Raw genomic sequence first — 19,138 nt, forward strand, 5'->3', positions numbered from 1 at the left:
TCCGTCCCAGCATGACCCTCGGCGAGGTCCTCGCCACGGCCGCCGCAGCGGCCGGGGACGCCCGGCTGGTCGCCGACGGCACGCAGGTGACCCTGCGGGAGCTCGCCGACCGGGCGGCGGACCGGGCGGCGGAGTTGCGCGGCGCCGGCCTCGGGCCGGGGGACGCGGTGGGCCTGCTGCTGCCCAACGGGATCCGGTACGCCGAGGCGTTCTTCGCCACGGTCCTGCTCGGAGGGGTGGTCGTCCCGCTGGACAGCCAGTCGACCGACCGGGAGCTGGCCGAGGTCGGCCAGGCGGTCGACCTGCGGGCGACGGTCGGCGAGCGGGACCGTCCGCCGGCGGCCGGCCGGGTCGACGTCCTCGTCACCGGCGAGGGCTGGCAGGTCCCCGGCGACCCACCGCCGGTGCCCGGGCCGCCGGTGGTGCGCCGGCGGGACGACACCGCCGCCGTCTTCTTCACCTCCGGGACCACCGGGGCCCCCAAACCGGTGCCGCTGACCCACCACGCCGTCGTGCGTCCGCTGATCGCCCTGCAACGGCTGCACGCCGCCTTCTTCGGCGGCTCCCCGGTCACCCGGGTGCGGAAGGTGGCGACGGTGACCGCACGGCACGGGACCAAGCTGCTGAAGGCCAGCGGCCGGCAGACCTGGCTGACCGCCAGCCCGTTCCGGGCGATGGCGGGACACCAGGTGCTGACCGGGTCGCTGCTGCTGGGGCACGACCTGGTGACGACCCCCAGCTTCGTCCCCCGCCGCGTCCTGGAGCTGGTCGACGCACACGGGGTCAACGTGCTGGCCGGGACGCCGGCCATGCTGGAGCTGCTGCTCCGCGTCGAGGACCTCTCGCCCTACGACCTGTCCTCGCTGCTGGTGATCGGGCTGGGCGGCGGGCCGGCGGCCCCCGACCTCGTGGAGCGGGCGCGCAGCCGGTTCGGTTGCGCGGTGACGGTGGGCTACGGCTCCACCGAGCTGGGCGGTGGGGTGCTGGCGACCCGCCTGGAGGACCCGCTCCGGGCCCAGGCGGAGACCGTCGGCCGGCCGTTCCCGGGCACGGAGGTGCGGATCGTCGACGAGTCGGGTGCCGAGGTGCCCGCCGGCACCCCGGGGGAGCTGCTGTGCCGGCCGCCGGGCGCGGCCGGGGACTCACCCTGGCTGCACACCCGTGACCTCGGGGTCCAGGACGACGCCGGCAACATCCGGATCCTCGGGCGGGTCGACGACCTGATCGTGCGTGGCGGGCAGAACGTGCACCCCTCGGAGGTCGAACGGGTGGTCGCCGAGCTGCCGGGCGTGGACCGGTGCGCGGCCGTCGGCGTGCCGGTGCACGGCGACCAGCAGGTGTGGCTGTTCGTCGTCCCCGCCGGGGAGCAGGAGCTGGCTGCCCAGGACGTCCGCCGGCACTGCCGCGCGCAGCTCGCCCCGGCCAAGCAGCCGGACCGGGTCCGTTTCGTGGCAGAGGTCCCGGTGAACGAGTACGGCGAGGTGCGGCGGAACCGACTGCGGGAACAGGCGGTTGCAGAGCTGACGGGCGACCGGGAAGGGGCCACGCAGTGACCGACGGACGACTGTCCCTGGAGGAGTTCCGGGACCGGCTGGCCGAGGAGCTCGAGGTGGACCTCGTCGACGCCGGACCCGGCAGCCGGCTGGGTGACGACCTGGAGCTGGACTCGGTCCAACGACTGGAGGCCCTCGTGGCCGTGGAGGACCTGGGGGTCCACCTCCCCGACGACAGCGTCGGGCCCGAGCAGACCCTCGGGGGCCTGCACGAGCTCTACCTCCGAGGTCGACCCGCCGAGCCCTGAGACGTCGCCCCGGCCCTGCGCCCGCGGCCGGGCCAGGGTGCGCACGCACCGACGGTGACCCGTGGATCGCCCAGCGCAACCGCAGTCCCGCGGTGTGTCGCCGCCGCGTCACCTGGTCGAGCGACGGATGAACGCGTCGTTACGCGACCGTGACGCTCAACTTGGTCGACGGGCTTGACGGACCGGGGTTGTTAACGCTCACACTGTCTCAGCCCGCAGCGGCGGGCCTGCGCCATCAAGGGGGCAGATGTCTCGAAGGAGAGATGTGGCAGTGAACAAGAAGCTCGGTCTGACCGCCCTGGGCGCCTCGCTGGCGCTCACCCTCACCGCATGTGGCGGAGAGGGCGCCGGCAGCACCAACGACACCGAGAACGCAGCTCCTGAGGACCTCACGATCGGCGTCTCGATGCCGACCGAGACCTCCGAGCGCTGGATCGCCGACGGCGCCAACGTCGAGGACCAGCTCGAGGGCGCCGGGTACGACGTCGAGCTGCTGTACGCCGGTGACGACATCCCGACCCAGTCGCAGCAGATCGACCAGATGATCGCCCAGGGCGTCGACGCACTGATCGTCGCGGCGATCGACGGCACCGCGCTCAGCGCGCAGCTGCAGAACGCGGCCGACCAGGGCATCCCGGTGATCAGCTACGACCGGCTGATCCGGGAGACCGAGAACGTCGACTTCTACGTCAGCTTCGACAACTTCAAGGTCGGCGTCGCGCAGGGCACCGCCCTGCTGACCGGCCTGGGCATCACCGACGAAGAGGGCAACCCGACCGGGGCCACCGGGCCGTTCAACATCGAGCTGTTCGCCGGCTCGCTGGACGACAACAACGCCGGGTTCTTCTTCGAAGGCGCGATGTCGGTGCTGCAGCCCTACATCGACAACGGCACGCTCGTCGTCAAGTCCGGCCAGACGAGCATCGAGCAGGCCGCCACGCTGCGCTGGTCGCAGGAGACCGCCCAGCGGCGCATGGAGGACCTGCTCACCTCCAGCTACAACGACGGCTCGGTCGTCAACGGCGTCCTGTCGCCCTACGACGGCATCTCCCGCGGCATCATCACCGCGCTGCAGAACGCCGGGTACGGCCCGACGCAGGACGCGCAGCCCAAGCCGATGCCGGCGATCACCGGCCAGGACGCCGAGATCGCCTCGGTCAAGCTGATCGCCGACAACGTCCAGGACTCCACGGTCTTCAAGGACACCCGGCTGCTGGCCGAGCAGGCCGTCGCCGCCGCCACCGCCTACCTCGAGGGCGAGGAGCCGGAGGCCAACGACACCGAGACCTACGACAACGGTGTCAAGGTCGTCCCGTCCTACCTGCTCCCGATCGAGACGGTCTACCAGGACGACATCCAGTCGGTCCTGATCGACTCCGGCTACTACACCGCCGAAGAGGTCGCCGCAGGTCAGACGGACTGACGTCCACCCACGAGGAAGGCGATCTTCAGCCGGAATGCTGCCGGACCCGGCCGGGTCCACCCCACCTGCCGGACACCGGCCGGTGGGGTGACCGCAACTGCACACCCGAGTGACCCGTACTCGGTCCATCCATCCCTTGTGAGTGACGAGGACGACGGAGTCCATGGACGACAACATCCTGGAGATGCGCTCCATCACCAAGACCTTCCCCGGGGTCAAGGCCCTGGAGGACGTGTCGCTGACCGTGCGACGCGGCGAGGTCCACGCGATCTGTGGTGAGAACGGCGCGGGCAAGTCGACGCTGATGAAGGTGCTCTCCGGCGTCTACCCGGCCGGCAGCTACGACGGCGAGATCGTCTTCGACGGCGACGTGTGCCGGTTCTCCGGCATCCGCGACAGCGAGCACGTGGGGATCGCGATCATCCACCAGGAGCTCGCGCTGGTGCCCTACCTCTCCATCGCGGAGAACATCTTCCTGGGCAACGAGCGCCGCGGCCGCGGCGGCCTGATCAACTGGCACAAGGTCAACGCCGAGGCCAGCGAGCTGCTCGAGTCCGTGGGCCTGCACGAGAACGCGATCACCCCCGTCGGGCAGCTCGGCGTCGGCAAGCAGCAGCTCGTGGAGATCGCGAAGGCGCTGTCCAAGGACGTGAAGCTGCTCATCCTGGACGAGCCCACCGCGGCGCTCAACGACACCGACTCCGCGCACCTGCTCGGTCTGATCCGCAAGCTCCAGGAGCGCGGGATCACCTCGATCATCATCTCGCACAAGCTGAACGAGATCACCGCGATCGCCGACAACGTGACGATCATCCGGGACGGGCAGACCGTCGAGACGCTGAGCCTGCGCGCCGGCGAGGTCACCCAGGACCGGATCATCCGCGGCATGGTCGGCCGCGACCTGGAGTCCTACTACCCCGAGCGCGAGTCGCACCCGGGCGAGGAGGTCCTCCGCGTCGAGGACTGGACGGTCAAGCACCCGACCCAGGATCGTCTGGTGGTCGACCACGCCGACTTCTCGGTGCGCGCCGGTGAGGTCGTCGGGATCGCCGGGCTGATGGGCGCCGGGCGCACCGAGCTCGCGATGAGCATCTTCGGCCGCTCCTACGGCCGGCTGGTCTCCGGCAAGGTCTTCATGCACGGCAAGGAGGTGAAGACGCGCTCGGTCACCGAGGCGATCGACAACGGCATCGCCTACGCGACCGAGGACCGCAAGAAGTACGGCCTCAACCTGATCGAGGACATCCGGCGGAACATCTCCGCCGCCGGCCTCGGCAAGCTCTCCCGCCGTGGCTGGGTGAACAGCAACGAGGAGACGAAGGTCGCCGAGGCCAGCCGGAAGAGCATGAACATCAAGGCGCCCAGCGTCTCGTCGATCGTGGGCAAGCTCTCCGGCGGCAACCAGCAGAAGGTCGTCCTGTCCAAGTGGCTCTACACGGACCCGGACGTGCTCATCCTCGACGAGCCCACCCGCGGCATCGACGTGGGCGCCAAGTACGAGATCTACACGATCATCAACGACCTCGTGGCGGCCGGGAAGGCCGTCGTCGTCATCTCGTCCGAGCTGCCCGAGCTGCTCGGCACCTGCGACCGCGTCTACACGCTGTCCGCCGGCCGGATCACCGGTGAGGTGCCGGTGCGTGAGGCCACCCAGGAGAGCCTGATGGCGCTCATGACCAAGGAGAGGGAGCTCGCAGCATGACCAGGACCGTTCCCCCAGAGGCGGGTCAGACCCCACCGAACGCCGACTTCACGCCCAAGCCCGCCGGGCAGAGCGGTTCGGGCAGCATGCGCGAGTTCCTCCGCAGCAACCTGCGCCAGAGTGGCATCTACGTCGCCTTCATCGCGATCGTCGCGCTCTTCACGTTCCTGACCGACGGCACCCTCCTCAGCGCCGGGAACGTCACCAACCTGGTCCTGCAGTACTCCTACATCCTGGTGCTCGCCATCGGCATGGTCATCGTGATCATCGCCGGGCACATCGACCTCTCCGTGGGGTCGGTCGTCGCGCTCACCGGAGCCGTCTCCGCTGTGCTGGTCATCGACCGGGGCCTGCCGTGGTGGGTCGGCATCCTGGCCGCCATCGCGGTGGGCCTGCTGGTCGGCGCCTGGCACGGCTTCTGGGTCGCCTACGTCGGCATCCCGGCGTTCATCGTGACCCTCGCCGGCATGCTGCTGTTCCGCGGGCTGACGCTGCAGGTGCTGGACAACGTCTCACTGTCCCCGTTCCCGGCGGAGTACCGCGAGGTGGCCAGCGGGTTCCTCAACGGCCTGCTCGGTGGCTACGGCTACGACGCCTTCACCCTGCTGATCGGCGGCGTGGCGGTGGCCGGCTACGCGGTCAGCGGGTGGCGCTCCCGGGCTGCCCGGACGCGCTACGGGCAGCCGGTGGAGTCCCTGGCGCTGTTCATCGTCAAGGTCGTCGCCGTCGGCGCGGTCGTGATGGCCTTCGCCTGGCAGCTGGCCAACGCGCGCGGCCTCCCCATCGTGCTGATCATCCTCGGTGTGCTGGCGATCACCTACGGCCTGATCACCAAGAACACGGTGTTCGGGCGCCAGGTCTACGCCATCGGCGGCAACCTCTCGGCGGCGACGCTGTCCGGCGTCAAGGTCAAGGCCGTCAACTTCTGGATCTTCGTCAACATGGGCTTCCTGTCCGCGGTGGCCGGGGTCATCTACTCCTCCCGGTCCAACGGGGCCCAGCCTGCCGCCGGCGAGATGTTCGAGCTGGACGCCATCGCCGCCGCCTTCATCGGTGGTGCGGCGGTCACCGGCGGTGTCGGCACCGTGGTCGGGGCCATGGTCGGTGGTCTGATCATGGCGGTCATGAGCAACGGCATGTCGCTCCTGGGCGTCGACCAGTCGATCCAGTCGGTGGTCAAGGGCCTCGTCCTGCTGCTGGCCGTCGCCTTCGACGTCTACAACAAGCGGCGCGCCGGAGCCTCCCGCTGACGTAGGTCGCGGAGCCACCAAGTCGAGGGCGGCACCGGCGCCGTCCTCACCTCGAGGACGGCATCGGCGCCGCCCTCTGCTGAAGGGGGAACCGTGCTGCCCGATGGAGCGCCGCGCGCGTTGGCACTCTCCGACGTCGCCGTGCACGCCGGCGTCTCGCACCAGACGGTGTCCCGGGTCGTCAACGGGCACCCGAACGTGGCGCCGGCGACCAGGGAACGCGTCCAGCGGGCCATCACCGAGCTCGGCTACCGGCCGAACGCGGCGGCCCGCGCCCTGGTCACCGGATCCACCCGCTCGTTCGGGCTGGTGGTCTCGCACATCAACCAGTACGGGCCGGCGCAGACGCTGCTCGGGCTCGAGAAGGCCGCCCGCGCGGCCGGCTACTCCCTCGGGGTCGCCATCCTCGACGACGACAGCGAGGCGGCGATGCGCGAGGCGGTCGACCGCTTCGTGGCCCAGTCCGTCGACGCGGTGGTGGCGCTGTCCACCTACGGCCAGGCGGTGGACGCGCTCCGGCGGTTCGAGGCGCCGGTGCCGCTGATCGCGGTGCAGGTGGGCCGCGACGAGTCCCGGCCCACGGTCTGGGTCGCGCAGGAGGTGGGGGCCGAGCTGGCCACCCGGCACCTGCTCGAGCTCGGGCACCGCACGGTCCACCACGTCACCGGGCCACCGGACTCGCTGGAGGCCCGCGGGCGCGTGGTCGGCTGGCGCCGTGCCCTGGAGGACGCCGACGCGCCCGTGCCCGAGCCGCTGCACGGGGACTGGTGGCCGTCCTCGGGGCACGCGGCCGGCCGGGCGCTCGCCGCGCGGGCGCGGGCCGGGGAGGACGTCACTGCCGTGTTCGTGGCCAACGACCAGATGGCGCTGGGCCTGCTCAGCGCCCTGGCCGACGAGGGGCTGTCTGTGCCCGGGGACATCAGCGTGGTGGGCTTCGACGACGTGCCCGAGTGCGGCTACTTCAGCCCGCCGCTCACCACGGTGCGGCAGGACTTCGCCGAGCTGGGCCGCCGGGGCGTCGAGCTGGTGCTCTCCCGGCTGCGCGGGGAACCCCTGGAGTCCCAGCCGGTGCTGCCGCAGTTGATCGTGCGGCGGTCCACCGGACCGGCCCGCCGGACGGTTTGACTGAGGTGTTGTTAACGCTAACAATCGAGCACCGTGCCGCGGCCCACAGCCGTCCGGCTCCTTGCGACCACGCCCGGCACGGTGGGCGGAGAGGGCTCCTGAGATGACGATGGACGCAGGCACCGCGATCACCTCCGGTCGCACCGCCCTGGGGATCGAGTTCGGTTCGACCCGGATCAAGGCCGTGCTGATCGGCCCGGACCACGCGCCGCTCGCCGTCGGCAGCCACGACTGGGAGAACCAGCTGGTCGACCGGCTCTGGACGTACTCCCTGGAGGACGTGTGGTCCGGGGTGCAGCAGAGCGTCGCAGCCCTGGCCGAGGACGTGCGGCGACGCCACGGGGTGGAGCTGGCCGGCGTCGGTGCGCTCGGCGTCTCCGCGATGATGCACGGCTACCTGGCCTTCGACGCCGACGGCGAGCTGCTCGCGCCGTTCCGCACCTGGCGCAACACGAACACCGGTCGCGCAGCCGAGCGGCTCAGCGCCGAGTTCGGGTGCAACATCCCGCACCGGTGGAGCGTCGCGCACCTCTACCAGGCCGTCCTGGACCGCGAGGAGCACGTCAGCCGGGTCGACCACCTGACCACGCTCGCCGGGTACGTGCACTGGCAGCTCACCGGCGAGAAGGTCCTCGGCGTCGGGGACGCCAGCGGCATCTTCCCGATCGGCGCCGACGGCGGGTACGACGCCACGATGCTGGCCCGGTTCGACCAGCTGGCCGCCGAGGCCGGGGTCGAGCTGACCCTGGCCGAGCTGCTGCCGACCATCGCCGTCGCCGGCCAGCCGGCCGGCACGCTCACCGAGGCGGGCGCGCGGCTGCTCGACCCCACCGGCGTGCTGCGCCCCGGCGTGCCGCTCTGCCCCCCGGAGGGTGACGCAGGCACCGGGATGGTCGCCACCAACTCGGTCGCCCCCCGCACCGGCAACGTCTCCGCCGGGACGTCGGTGTTCGCCATGGTGGTGCTCGAGCGCGAGCTCGCCCAGGTGCACCGTGAGCTGGACCTGGTGACCACGCCGGCCGGTGACCCGGTGGCGATGGTGCACTGCAACAACGGGGCCAGCGAGCTCAACGCCTGGGCCGGGCTGTTCGCCGAGTTCGCCCGGGCGCTGGGCGCCGAGGCGGATGCCTCCCAGGTCTTCGAGACCCTCTTCACCGCCGCGCTGGGCGGGGCGAGCGACTGCGGCGGCATGCTCGCCTACAACTACCTCTCCGGCGAGCCGATCACCGAGTTCGAGGAGGGCCGGCCGCTCTTCCTGCGCTCGCCGGACAGCCCGCTGGACCTCGGCACCTTCATGCGGACGCACCTGTTCTCGTCCCTGGCCACGCTGCGGATCGGCATGGACGTCCTGCAGAAGGCGGAGGGCGTGCGGCTGGACCGGATGTTCGCCCACGGCGGCATGTTCAAGACCGAGGGGGTGGCGCAGCGCTTCCTGGCTGCCGCGATCGACACCCCGGTCTCCGTCGGGGACGTCGCCGCGGAGGGGGGCGCCTGGGGCATCGCCGTCCTGGCTGCCTTCGCCACCCGGCGCGAGCCGGACCAGAGCCTGGCGGACTACCTGGACGGGACCGTCTTCACCGACGCCAGCCTGACCACCGCCGAGCCCGACCCCGCCGACGTCGCGGGCTTCGACGCGTTCATGGCGCGGTACGTCGCCGCCCTCCCGGTCGAGCGGGCCGCCGTGGCGCACGTGGCCGTCGGCGACCGGCAGACCGACCCGACCCCGTCCGCCGCCATCACCGAGGAGCAGCCGGCATGACCGCCACCCCCACCCGCACCGAGCAGGGGACGTTGCGCGCGCAGCGCGAGCACGTCGCCCACCTGCACTCCTATCTCACTCGCTACGAGCTGGTCACCTGGACCTCGGGCAACGTCTCCGAGCGGGTCCCCGGCGAGGACCTGTTCGTCATCAAGGGCAGCGGCGTCGAGTACGACGAGCTGACCTGGGAGGGCATCACCGTCTGCGACCTGGACGGCAACGCCGTCGACGGCGTCAAGGCGCCGTCCTCGGACACCGACGCGCACGCCTACGTCTACCGGAACATGCCCGAGGTCAACGGCCAGGTGCACACGCACAGCACCTACGCCGCGGCCTGGGCGGCCCGGCACGAGGAGATCCCCTGCGTGCTCACGGCGATGGCCGACGAGTTCGGCGGGCCCATCCCGGTCGGGCCGTTCGCGCTCATCGGCGACGACTCCATCGGCCAGGGCATCGTCGAGACCCTGCAGGGGCACCGCTCGCCGGCGGTGCTGATGAAGAACCACGGCGTCTTCACCATCGGGGCCTCGGCGAAGGCCGCGGTCAAGGCCGCCGTCATGACCGAGGACGTCGCCCGCACGGTGCACCTCTCCCGGCAGCTCGGTGAGCCGGTCCCGATCGCGCAGGCGGACATCGACTCGCTGTACGCGCGCTACCAGAACGTCTACGGACAACGATGAGCACGAAGGAGCAGCAGGTGGCATTCGAGGGTTCGGAGATCTGGTTCCTCACCGGCAGCCAGGGGCTGTACGGCGAGGAGACCCTCCAGCAGGTCGCCGAGCAGTCGCAGCAGGTCGCCGCGATGCTGGACGGCGCCGACGCCGTGCCGGTCCGGGTGGTCTGGAAGCCGGTGCTCACCGACGCCGGCGCGATCCGCCGGATGATGGGGGAGGCGAACGAGGACCCGAACTGCCTCGGCGTCATCACCTGGATGCACACCTTCTCCCCGGCGAAGATGTGGATCTCCGGGCTGGACGCGCTGCGCAAGCCACTGCTCCACCTGCACACCCAGGCCGACGCCGCCCTGCCGTGGGCGACGATCGACATGGACTTCATGAACCTCAACCAGGCCGCCCACGGCGACCGGGAGTACGGGTTCATGCTGACCCGGTTGCGCACCCCGCGGACCACCGTCTCCGGGTACGCGGGCAACTCCCGGGTGCAGGCCCGGGTGGGCTCCTGGGCCCGCGCCGCCGCCGGTGCCGCTGCCGCCCGCGGCCTGAAGCTGGCCCGGTTCGGCGACAACATGCGGAACGTCGCGGTCACCGAGGGCGACAAGGTCGAGGCGGAGATCCGCTTCGGCATGTCGGTCAACACCTGGGGCGTCAACGACCTGGTCGCGGTCGTCGAGCGGGTGCCCGAGTCGGCCGTCGACGCGGTCGTCGCCGAGTACGGCGACCTCTACGAGATGGACGCCGACCTGCGTCCCGGCGGCGACCGGCACCACAGCGTCCGCTACCAGGCCCGGATCGAGGTGGCCTTGCGCTCGTTCCTGGAGGACGGCGGCTTCGGCGCCTTCACCACCAACTTCGAGGACCTCGGCGGCCTGCGGCAGCTCCCCGGCCTGGCCGTGCAGCGGCTGATGGCCGACGGCTACGGCTTCGGCGGCGAGGGCGACTGGAAGACCTCCGCGCTGCTGCGGGTGCTCAAGGTCGCGGCCCAGGGCCTGCCCGGTGGCACCTCCTTCATGGAGGACTACACCTACGACCTGGCCTCGGAGACCCCGAAGATCCTGGGCGCGCACATGCTCGAGGTGTGCCCGACGATCGCCGGGGACAAGCCGCGGCTGGAGGTGCACCCGCTCGGCATCGGCGGCCGCGAGGACCCGGCCCGGCTGGTGTTCACCGCAGCCCCCGCCGCCGGCATCACGCTGGGCTGGTGCGACCTGGGCGACCGGTTCCGCTGGGTGGCCAACGAGATCGACGTCGTCGACCCGTCCGAGCCGCTGCCGAACCTGCCGGTCGCCCGGGCGGTCTGGGAACCCCGGCCGGACTTCGAGACGGCGACCGAGGGCTGGCTGACGGCCGGCGGGCCGCACCACACGGTGCTGTCGACCCAGCTGGGAGCCGAGGAGCTGACCGACCTGGCCGAGGTCTTCGACACCGAGCTGGTGCTCATCGACGCCGACACCACCCGGCGCAGCCTGGCCAAGGAGCTGCGCTGGAGCGCCGCCTACCACCGGCTCAACCAGCGCCTCTGAACGCCTGACGCGCGACGCCCCGCCCGGTTCTGCGGGCGGGGCGTCGTCGTCTCACCCGTAGTTCCGGGCGACGCCGTCGAGCAGCGCGGTGAACGCCTCGGCGGCGGTGACCTCGCCGTCCTGGTCGGCCGTGGCGTCGAGCACCCAGGTGCCCTTGCCGCGGGCGTCGGGGACGGCCAGCTGGAACGACGCCTGGTCGACCGAGCTGCACCGGATCAGCACGCCGCCGTCGACCACGTCGGCCCGGGGGCAGGGGGTCGGATCGCCCTGGGGCACCCAGTCGAACGCATCGCGGGCGACGTCGGCGGGCGTCGTCCCGTCGCCCAGGAAGCCCACGCGCACCGTGAACGGGTAGTCGATGGTGTCGTACAGCAGCGGTACTGGCGCCCAGGTGCACGCGCCGGGCAGCGTGCCGGTCCAGTAGCTCATCCGGGACCCCAGAGCAGCGGAGAGGCCGTCGGACAGCACCGGACAGGTGGAGAGGTCGTCCGCGGTGTCCCGGCCCGGGTACGGCTTGGGCTCCGGCAGCCACCGGTCCCACTCGGTGGGCGAGGGGAACGCCAGGGACGGCGGCAGGGCGTCGACCACCCGGTCCAGGTCGGCCTGCGCCTCGGCGGTCAGCCGTGCCTTCTCCGCCGCGGACACCGCCGGGATCGGTTCCTTGCCGTAGGCCTCGGTCGCACCGCCGGTGACCGGGCTGTCGTCGGGCACCGGTGTCCCGGACGGCGTGGATTCTCCGGGCGGCGGCGGCGTCGGTGCCGTGGCCGGCGCCGACGACGTGACCGTCGGCCGCGCGGTGCCCCCGGGGAGCGGTGCGGAGGACGGTGGGCCGACGGCGACCACGCCTCCGACGGCCACCGCGGCCACGCCGACGGCGACCGCCGTCAACGTCCGCCGGGTCCGGCGCCGGTGGCGCCAGCGGGCCACCGCGTCGGCGGCATCGCCGCCTCCGCCGGCGGTCAGCTCGTCGGCCAGACCGTGCAGCCGGCCCGCGAGGTCGCGCTCGTGGGGGTTCACGCGTGCCTCCGGGTGGTCCGTGCCGGGTCGGGGGACGGTTCGGGGGAGGGGTGGAAGGACGGCCCGGGGGAACGGTCCAGGACGGTGCGCAGCACGGCGAGGCCGCGGGAGACGTGCTTGCCTACCGTGCTCACCGAGCAGCCCATCAGGCGTGCGGTGTCGGCCTCGCTGAGGTCGTCGAGGTGGCGCAGCACCACCGCGGTGCGCACCCGCGGGCTCAGCTCGCGCAGCGCGGTGCGCAGCTCGTCGGCCTCGGCGTGCAGCGCCTGCAGGTCCACCCGGTCCGGGGAGTCGGGGAACCACTCGACCACCTGTTCGGTGTTGCTGAGCCGGCGCAGCCAGCTCAGGTGGCCGTTGACCAGCATCTTGCGCACGTAGGCGACGGGGTCGTCGGCGCGGCGGACCGTGCTCCACCGGCCGTACGCGCGGGCCAGCGCGGTCTGCAGCAGGTCCTCGCCGCGGCCGCGGTCACCGGTCAGCAGCACGGCGGTGCGCAGCAGCCGTGGGCCGTGCGCACCGACGAAGTCGGTGAACTCCTCGTCCTGCTCCTTCGCCACCGCATCCCTTCCGCTGGTCCCACTGAGGAGACGCATCGGCAGTCCGGCTGGCCCCCAGGTCCCCCGGTCACGATCCGGTAACGGCTCAGCGGGCGCGGTGAGTGGGCCTCTGGCAGGGGCCGGAGGATCTCGTCCGGAACGGACGACGCCCCGGCCGGTTGCCCGGCCGGGGCGTCGTCGTGCCGATGGTCCGGTCGGCCCGGATCACCGGTGCGGGCCGGTCAGCGCGTGACCGCGCCGACCGACCCGTCGCGCTCGTGGATCAGTACCAGTTGTTGGCCTGGGAGTGCGCCCACGCGGCGCACGGGGTGCCGTAGCGGTCGCTGATGTAACCCAGACCCCAGGTGATCTGGGTCGCCGGGTTGGTGCGCCAGTCCGGGCCGGCCGAGGCCATCTTCGAGCCGGGCAGCGCCTGCGGGATGCCGTAGGCGCTGGAGTTCGGGTTGTCGGCCGTGGGGTTCCAGTTGCTCTCCTTGGTCCACAGGCTGTCCAGGCAGGTGAACTCGCCGGCCCCCCAGCCGCGCTCGGCCACCATGGTCCGGCCGATGCTGCGGGGGTCACCGGTGGCGGTCCGGTCGGCGCTGCGGCTGGCGGCCTGCTGGGCCGGCCGGCTGGGCGCCGGGGCCGCGGGTGCTGCCCCGCCGCCGAGGGTGAGGGCCTGCCCGACGCGGAGCACGTTCGGGTTGCCGCCGATGGTGTCGCGATTGGCGGCGTAGATGCTCTGCCAGGTGGTGCCGTGCGCCGCGGCGATCTTGCTCAGCGTGTCGCCGGCGCGGACGACGTAGCTGCCGGAGGCCGCTGCCGGTGCGGCCGCCGGTGCAGCCGCGGGGGCCGAGCCGCCGCCGATGGAGAGCACCTGGCCGACGCGCAGCACGTTCGGGTTGCCGCCGATGGTGCCCTGGTTGGCCGCGTAGACGGTCTGCCAGGTCGTGCCGTGGCTGCTGGCCAGCTTGCTGAGGGTGTCCCCGGGGCTGACGGTGTGGCTGCCGGTGTGGGCCTGGGCGGGCGCGATGACCCCGAAGGACATCGCTGCAGCTGCCGCGACGACCATGGCCGGGCGCGCCGCGGAAGCGAAGGCGGATCGCCCGGAGGAGCGGTCGCGCCGTGCCGTGAAGCGATTGAGCATGGGTGTGTGTGCCTCTCGCCGCCTGCGGAGTTAGCTGTCGGGTTCGGGCGAGAGCTGCCCGGCCGCGTGCTGCGGCTTCACCCCAAGGCCCGGAGGCCTGGTCTTGCGAGGTGGGTCCCCCGCGCCTGCCCGTGGTCTCGTGACGTCCGGGCCGACGGTGGGCAGGTTCGGCGGTGTCGTCGTCCGGAGCCCGCCGTGTGGCGGACGGACCAACGGTAGGCAGGCCGTCGGCCGGCGGAGCCGGTCGGCGGTGAGCTTTCCCGGGCTCCCCGACGCGGTCAGCACGAGCTGTGACGGATCATGGACGCGCCGTGGACTGGTGCCCCCGGGTCGTTTCCCGACGCAACGGCATGTGGTCCGCTGCACCGGGGCCGGGGCTGGGGGCTCAGCGGCCGGTGAGCACGACCGGCAGGTCCTGGAGCCCGCGGATGACGAACTCCGGGCGGCGTCGGGCCGGGCGGGCCAGCTCCAGCCGGGAGGTGCGGCTCAGCAGCGCACCGAAGGAGGCCTGCAGCTCGACCCGCGCCAGCGGGGCGCCGATGCAGAAGTGCACCCCCGCGCCGAAGGAGATGTGCGGGTTGTCGGTGCGCCCCACGTCGAGGGTGTCGGGGTCGGTGAAGACGGCCGGGTCCCGGTTCGCGCTGCCCAGCAGGGCGGCGACCTTCTGCCCCTGGGCGACGGTCACCCCGCCGATCTCGACGTCGGAGGTGGCGGTGCGCTCGAACAGCTGCAGCGGCGAGTCGAAGCGCATCAGCTCCTCGATCGCCGTCGGGAGCAGGTCCGGGTCCGCGCGCAGCCGATCCAGCTGGTCCGGGTGCTCCAGCAGCGCCAGCAGGCCGTTGCCGCTCACGTTGACCGTCGCCTCGTGCCCGGCGTTGAGCAGCAGGATGCAGGTGGTGACCAGCTCGTCCTCGGTGAGCCGGTCGCCCTCGGAGTCGCGCACCGTGACCAGGTGGGTGAGCAGGTCCTCCCCCGGGGCGGTCCGCCGCTCGGCGGCCAGCTCGCGGAGGTAGGCGACGAACTCGGCGGCGGCCCGCTCGGCGTCGGCCTCGACCTCCGTCGTCCGGCCGTACTCGTACATCTTGACGATGGCGTTCGACCACGGGCGCAGCAGCGGCCGGTCGGCTGCCGGCACGCCCAGCAGCTCGGCGATGACGGCGACCGGCAGCTCCTCCGCCATCCCGGACAGCACGTCGACGCCGGTGTCCCCGGCGGAGCGCTCGACGAGGGAGTCGACGAGGGAGTCGGCCAGCTCCTGCACCCAGGGTCGCAGCCGCTCGACGTGTCCGCGGGCGAACGCGGCGCTGATCAGCCGGCGCAGCCGGGTGTGGGTGGGCGGCTCCATCTCCAGGATCGCGTTGCGGTGGATCAGGTTGAAGCTCTCGAACCGCTCCGCCGGCGCCTTGTCCGACCAGATCCGGCCCAGCCGCCGGTCCCGCAGGACGGCGTTGGCCTCGGCGTGGCCGAGGGCCAGCCACATGCCCTGCTGCTCGTTCCACTGCACCGGCGCCGCGGCGCGGGCCACGGCGAAGGCCGGGTAGGGGTCGGCGACCAGAACGGGGTCGGTCAGGTCGAGCGGAGCAGGGGCCGGCGTCACCGGCAGCAGCGTACTGAGGGGAGCGGCGCGGCACGGCAGTGCGGGCGGCCCCCTCGCAGGGTCCCGCCGCGAGCGTGCGAGGGGCGGGGGGCGAGGGGGTCCTTTGACTACCCTCGCATGCATGGCCCGCACTACGACCCGCCGTCCCGCCGCCCCGGCTGCGACAGCCGGTGAGACCAACCCGAAGGCGCCCTGCCCCTGCGGCTCCGGCCGCCGCTACAAGCACTGCCACGGCTCCGGCTACGGCCAGCCGGTGCTCCGCCCGTTCGAGGGCCTGCCCGGCGAGGTCGACTGGGTGGCGCTGCGCGAGCTCGTGCCGGCCGCCACCGCGAAGCTGACCACCACGGACGGCCGGTCGGTCACGCTGGCCAGCGTCCTGCCCGGCGGCACCCCCGCCCTGGTGCGCGCCAACGGGGAGATCCTGCTCGGCGTCCAGCTGCAGACCTCCTCCGACGACGTCAGCCGCGACCTCGGCACCGCGCTCGCCGCCGCGCTCGAGGCCCCGGCCGGCGCTCCCGTCGACCCGGGCCCGATCGGTGCCGCCGGCTCGGCCGGGCCGCGGCTGCAGGAGCTGCTGGACCTCTCGGCGCCGTTCGAGGTCACCGTGCACGACGACTTCGGCTTCTGGCTCGAGGGCGCCGACGTCGACGCGACCGCCCGGGCCAGCCTGCAGCAGGCCAACGAGATGGTGATGCCCACGGTGCGGCTGGCCGGCCTGGAGGCCGCGTACTGGTGCCGGCCGACCACCGAGCGCGGGCACGTGCGCTGGGTGCGCCCCGAGCCGGAGGAGGCGCTGCTGGACGCCCTCGCCCGGCTCGGCGCGGCCGAGCAGCTCAGTCTGGGGGACGGCACCCGCTACGCCGGTGCCTTCCGTGCGCTGGGCCTCGCCGTCCCGGTGTGGGACGTGCCGGGTGAGGTGCCGGGCGCCGAGTGGGCAGGTCCCTCAGCGGAGCTGCACTCCCGGCTGGAGGCCGCGCTGGCGGTCACCGAGCCGCTGAACGCCGACGAGCGTCGGGCCCGCGCCGGGCTGCTGTCCCGTCAGGTCACCCTGCGCTGAGCCGAGGGCCCGTCCCCCTCGCCGACTGCGGCGAGGGGGACGGGCCAGGCCTACCGTGGGGGCCGCACAGCGGAGTTGAGAGAGGACTGACGTGGGCCACGAGCACGGCGGCATGGGCGGGATGCACGTCCCGGAGCTGCCGCCGACGACCGGGCGGGTGCTGGGCCTGGACCTGGCCGCCGCCTCGCCGGTGGCCTGGCTGGCCGTGCTGCTGGCCGTCGGCTACCTGGTCGGGCTGTGGCGGCTGCACCGGCGGGGGGTGCGCTGGGCGCCGACCCGCACCGTGGCCTGGCTGATCGGCTGCGCCAGCCTCTTCCACGTCACCGCCAGTGGCCTGCAGAGCTACGGCATGGCGCTCTTCAGCCTGCACATGGTGCAGCACATGGTGCTGAGCATGATCACGCCGCTGCTCCTGCTGCTCGGCGCCCCGGTCACCCTGATGCTGCGCGCCCTGCCCGCGGCGCAGGGACCCGCGGGGGTGCCGCGGCGCGCGCTGCTCGGCGCCCTGCACAGCCGGCTGGGCCAGCTGGTCGCCTCGCCGTTCTTCACCGTGCCGCTGTTCATCGCCAGCCTCTACGGCGTCTACTTCACCCCGCTGTTCGACGACCTCATGTCGACGACGGTCGGGCACACGTTCATGCTGCTGCACTTCCTGGTCACCGGGCTGCTGTTCTTCGGCCCGATCATGGCCATCGACCCGTGGCCCCGGCGCTCCGGGCACGGCGCCCGGATGCTCGAGCTGCTGCTGCCCGCCCCGTTCCACGCCTTCTTCGGCGTGATCGTGATGATGAGCAGCTCCGTGCTGCTGACGAGCTACGCCACCCCGCCGGAGTCCTGGGGCATCGACCCGCTCTACGACCAGGGGGCGGCCGGCGGCATCGCCTGGTCGTTCGGTGAGTTCCCCACCGTGCTGGTGCTGGCGGTGGTCTTCTTCCAGTGGACCCGCTCGGAGGAACGGTCCAACCGGGCCGCCGACCGGACCCGGGACCGGGCGATCGCCCGCGGCGAGAGCGGCGAGGACCCCGAGCTGACCGCGTACAACGAGCGCCTGCGCCGGCTGGCGGCCCAGCACCCCTGACCGGTGGGGCGGACGTCGGGACCTCGGCCCCGGGAGGGGCGGTGCGCTAGGAGGGACGGCGGCTGCGGGGGTGGTCGGCGGCGACCAGCGCCTCGACCAGGTCGGCCCGGGCCCGGGCCACGCGCGAGCGGATCGTGCCGATCGGGCAGCCCGCCACCTCGGCGGCCTCGGCGTAGGGCAACCCGATCAGCTGGGTGAGCACGAAGGCCTCCCGGCGCTCGGGCTCCAGTCGGTCCAGCACATCCTGCGCGGCGACCGACCCGCCCACCTCGTCCTCCGGCACGTCGCGGACCAGGTCGGCCAGGTCGGTGTCGTCGGAGACCAGCACCAGGCCGCGGCGCTTCCGGGACCGCAGGTGGTCGGCGCAGACCCGCCGGGCGATCGACAGCAGCCAGGTGCGCAGCGACGACCGGCCCTCGAAGCCCGGCAACGCCGGGAGCGCACGCAGGAACGTCTCCTGGGTGAGGTCCTCGGCGACCTGGCGGTCGGCCAGGTGCGCGCACAGCCGCCACACGTCGGTCTGCGTCTCCCGGATCAGCGCGGCCTGAGCCAGGCTGTCGCCCTCGGCTGCGCGGGCAGCGAGACGTTCCAGCTGCCCCACGTGGACCCTCCGGGAACTCTGCGGTCGTCGGCGGCGACTATGCCACCGTGAGCTGTGCAGCCTGTCGTGAGGCGGTCTCCGCCGACCTGGACGGCGAGTCGCCGGGCCTCCCGCAGACCTGGGTCGACGAGCACCTGGGCAGGTGCCCGGCCTGCCGCGGGTGGGCCGAGGCCGCGGCGGAGGTCACCCGGCGGGCCCGGCTGACCCCGGTCGCGGCGGTGCCCGACGTGACCGCCGCAGTGCTGGGGCGGCTGCCTGCGGTGCAGCCGGCGGTCCGCTCCCGGGCGTGGCTGGACGCCGCCCTCCGGCTCACCCTGCTGGCCGTCGGCGCCGGTCAGCTGGCGGTCAGCCTGCCGGCGCTGCTGGGCACCGGTGCTGCGGCGGCCGCCCCGGTGCACCTGGCGCACGAGACTGGGGCCTGGAACCTGGGACTGGCCGCCTGCTTCCTCGGCGTCGCCGTGCTGCCGCGGCTGGCGGCCGGGGCCCTGCCCTTCCTGCTGCCCTTCGCCGCGGTGCTCGCCTGGGTCACCGTCGGGGACCTGGGGGCCGGTCACGTGCACACCGGCCGGGCGGTCGGCCACCTGCTGCTGCTCGGTGGGGCCGTGCTGGTCAGCTGGCTCGCGCTGCGGAATCGCGGCGTCCGCACCGGGCCGACCGGGGAGCGGGTCGCCCGGCCGGTGACGCGGTGGGCCGCCGCCCGGGGAGCGGAGCCCGGGCGGTGGACCGAGCGTCCTGCGGCGCCCGGCTGGCGGGGCGCCGGCCCGGCCGCGCGTGCCGTGGTCCGGGCCGAAGGCGGCGGCGAGCGCGCGGCCGCCTGACCGCGTGCCCCTGGTTCACTGGCCGCG

17 protein-coding genes and 1 riboswitch are annotated in these 19,138 nt (G+C 73.1%); of the genes, 12 read left to right on the forward strand and 5 right to left on the reverse strand.

Features of this window, described 5'->3' with window-relative positions:
* Positions 1-11: 11 nt before the first annotated feature.
* From O2W18_RS00315 to araA, 9 genes are all read left to right on the forward strand, one after another.
* Positions 12-1,553, forward strand: coding sequence for a class I adenylate-forming enzyme family protein (locus O2W18_RS00315; protein ID WP_269185595.1), 1,542 nt, complete (start codon positions 12-14; stop codon positions 1,551-1,553).
* Positions 1,550-1,801, forward strand: a complete 252-nt coding sequence (locus tag O2W18_RS00320; protein ID WP_269185596.1) for an acyl carrier protein — start codon at positions 1,550-1,552, stop codon at positions 1,799-1,801. The genes O2W18_RS00315 and O2W18_RS00320 overlap by 4 nt, the downstream gene beginning before the upstream one ends.
* A 271-nt stretch (positions 1,802-2,072) precedes the next feature.
* On the forward strand, positions 2,073-3,224 hold the full coding sequence (gene chvE / locus O2W18_RS00325) for a multiple monosaccharide ABC transporter substrate-binding protein (RefSeq protein ID WP_269185597.1): 1,152 nt from the start codon (positions 2,073-2,075) through the stop codon (positions 3,222-3,224).
* A gap of 163 nt (positions 3,225-3,387) precedes the next feature.
* The gene (gene mmsA / locus O2W18_RS00330) at positions 3,388-4,926 is read left to right on the forward strand and encodes a multiple monosaccharide ABC transporter ATP-binding protein (protein ID WP_269185598.1); all 1,539 of its coding nucleotides are present in this window, start codon (positions 3,388-3,390) and stop codon (positions 4,924-4,926) included.
* Positions 4,923-6,176 carry a multiple monosaccharide ABC transporter permease gene (mmsB, locus tag O2W18_RS00335; RefSeq protein WP_269185599.1) on the forward strand — a complete coding sequence of 418 codons (1,254 nt, stop codon included), beginning with the start codon at positions 4,923-4,925 and terminating at the stop codon, positions 6,174-6,176. The genes mmsA and mmsB overlap by 4 nt, the downstream gene beginning before the upstream one ends.
* A 120-nt stretch (positions 6,177-6,296) precedes the next feature.
* A complete protein-coding gene (locus O2W18_RS00340; protein WP_269185600.1) occupies positions 6,297-7,301 on the forward strand; it encodes a LacI family DNA-binding transcriptional regulator in 1,005 nt (334 codons plus the stop codon).
* A gap of 103 nt (positions 7,302-7,404) precedes the next feature.
* On the forward strand, positions 7,405-9,060 hold the full coding sequence (locus O2W18_RS00345) for a xylulokinase (protein WP_269185601.1): 1,656 nt from the start codon (positions 7,405-7,407) through the stop codon (positions 9,058-9,060).
* Complete coding sequence (locus tag O2W18_RS00350; RefSeq protein WP_269185602.1) at positions 9,057-9,740, forward strand: L-ribulose-5-phosphate 4-epimerase; 684 nt, start codon at positions 9,057-9,059, stop codon at positions 9,738-9,740. The genes O2W18_RS00345 and O2W18_RS00350 overlap by 4 nt, the downstream gene beginning before the upstream one ends.
* Positions 9,737-11,260, forward strand: coding sequence for an L-arabinose isomerase (gene araA / locus O2W18_RS00355; protein ID WP_269185603.1), 1,524 nt, complete (start codon positions 9,737-9,739; stop codon positions 11,258-11,260). The genes O2W18_RS00350 and araA overlap by 4 nt, the downstream gene beginning before the upstream one ends.
* A 51-nt stretch (positions 11,261-11,311) precedes the next feature.
* Here araA and O2W18_RS00360 read toward each other — a convergent pair whose 3' ends face one another.
* From O2W18_RS00360 to O2W18_RS00375, 4 genes are all read right to left on the reverse strand, one after another.
* The gene (locus O2W18_RS00360) at positions 11,312-12,277 is read right to left on the reverse strand and encodes a hypothetical protein (RefSeq protein ID WP_269185604.1); all 966 of its coding nucleotides are present in this window, start codon (positions 12,275-12,277) and stop codon (positions 11,312-11,314) included.
* Complete coding sequence (locus tag O2W18_RS00365; RefSeq protein WP_269185605.1) at positions 12,274-12,834, reverse strand: SigE family RNA polymerase sigma factor; 561 nt, start codon at positions 12,832-12,834, stop codon at positions 12,274-12,276. Before O2W18_RS00365 ends, O2W18_RS00360 begins: the two co-directional genes overlap by 4 nt.
* 262 nt (positions 12,835-13,096) lie before the next feature.
* The gene (locus O2W18_RS00370; RefSeq protein WP_269185606.1) at positions 13,097-13,861 is read right to left on the reverse strand and encodes a LysM peptidoglycan-binding domain-containing protein; all 765 of its coding nucleotides are present in this window, start codon (positions 13,859-13,861) and stop codon (positions 13,097-13,099) included.
* A gap of 123 nt (positions 13,862-13,984) precedes the next feature.
* Positions 13,985-14,083: riboswitch (cyclic di-AMP (ydaO/yuaA leader) on the reverse strand.
* 262 nt (positions 14,084-14,345) lie between these two features.
* A complete protein-coding gene (locus O2W18_RS00375; RefSeq protein ID WP_269185607.1) occupies positions 14,346-15,557 on the reverse strand; it encodes a cytochrome P450 in 1,212 nt (403 codons plus the stop codon).
* A 121-nt stretch (positions 15,558-15,678) separates the two neighbouring features.
* Between O2W18_RS00375 and O2W18_RS00380 the strand changes: the two genes are divergently transcribed.
* Positions 15,679-16,614, forward strand: coding sequence for a DUF5926 family protein (locus tag O2W18_RS00380; protein WP_269185608.1), 936 nt, complete (start codon positions 15,679-15,681; stop codon positions 16,612-16,614).
* 91 nt (positions 16,615-16,705) lie between these two features.
* Positions 16,706-17,692, forward strand: a complete 987-nt coding sequence (locus tag O2W18_RS00385) for a cytochrome c oxidase assembly protein (protein ID WP_269185609.1) — start codon at positions 16,706-16,708, stop codon at positions 17,690-17,692.
* A gap of 46 nt (positions 17,693-17,738) precedes the next feature.
* Here the strand turns inward: O2W18_RS00385 and O2W18_RS00390 are convergent, their stop codons facing one another.
* Entirely contained in the window at positions 17,739-18,293 is a 555-nt protein-coding gene (locus O2W18_RS00390; RefSeq protein WP_269185610.1) for a sigma-70 family RNA polymerase sigma factor, read from the reverse strand.
* A gap of 47 nt (positions 18,294-18,340) precedes the next feature.
* Here O2W18_RS00390 and O2W18_RS00395 point away from each other — a divergent pair, with 47 nt between their 5' ends.
* Entirely contained in the window at positions 18,341-19,111 is a 771-nt protein-coding gene (locus tag O2W18_RS00395; RefSeq protein WP_269185611.1) for a zf-HC2 domain-containing protein, read from the forward strand.
* The last annotated feature ends 27 nt before the right edge of the window (positions 19,112-19,138 follow it).

This window comes from Modestobacter sp. VKM Ac-2983 (assembly GCF_026967885.1).
Lineage (GTDB): Bacteria > Actinomycetota > Actinomycetes > Mycobacteriales > Geodermatophilaceae > Modestobacter.

Excerpts from the sequence above, each read along its gene's own strand:
- O2W18_RS00315 (WP_269185595.1), top strand. The coding sequence starts at position 12 with ATGACCCTCGGCGAGGTCCTCGCCACGGCCGCCGCAGCGGCCGGGGAC.
- mmsA (WP_269185598.1), top strand. The coding sequence starts at position 3,388 with ATGGACGACAACATCCTGGAGATGCGCTCCATCACCAAGACCTTCCCC.
- mmsB (WP_269185599.1), top strand. The coding sequence starts at position 4,923 with ATGACCAGGACCGTTCCCCCAGAGGCGGGTCAGACCCCACCGAACGCC.
- O2W18_RS00345 (WP_269185601.1), top strand. The coding sequence starts at position 7,405 with ATGACGATGGACGCAGGCACCGCGATCACCTCCGGTCGCACCGCCCTG.
- O2W18_RS00350 (WP_269185602.1), top strand. The coding sequence starts at position 9,057 with ATGACCGCCACCCCCACCCGCACCGAGCAGGGGACGTTGCGCGCGCAG.
- araA (WP_269185603.1), top strand. The coding sequence starts at position 9,737 with ATGAGCACGAAGGAGCAGCAGGTGGCATTCGAGGGTTCGGAGATCTGG.
- O2W18_RS00370 (WP_269185606.1), bottom strand. The coding sequence starts at position 13,861 with ATGTCCTTCGGGGTCATCGCGCCCGCCCAGGCCCACACCGGCAGCCAC.
- O2W18_RS00380 (WP_269185608.1), top strand. The coding sequence starts at position 15,679 with ATGGCCCGCACTACGACCCGCCGTCCCGCCGCCCCGGCTGCGACAGCC.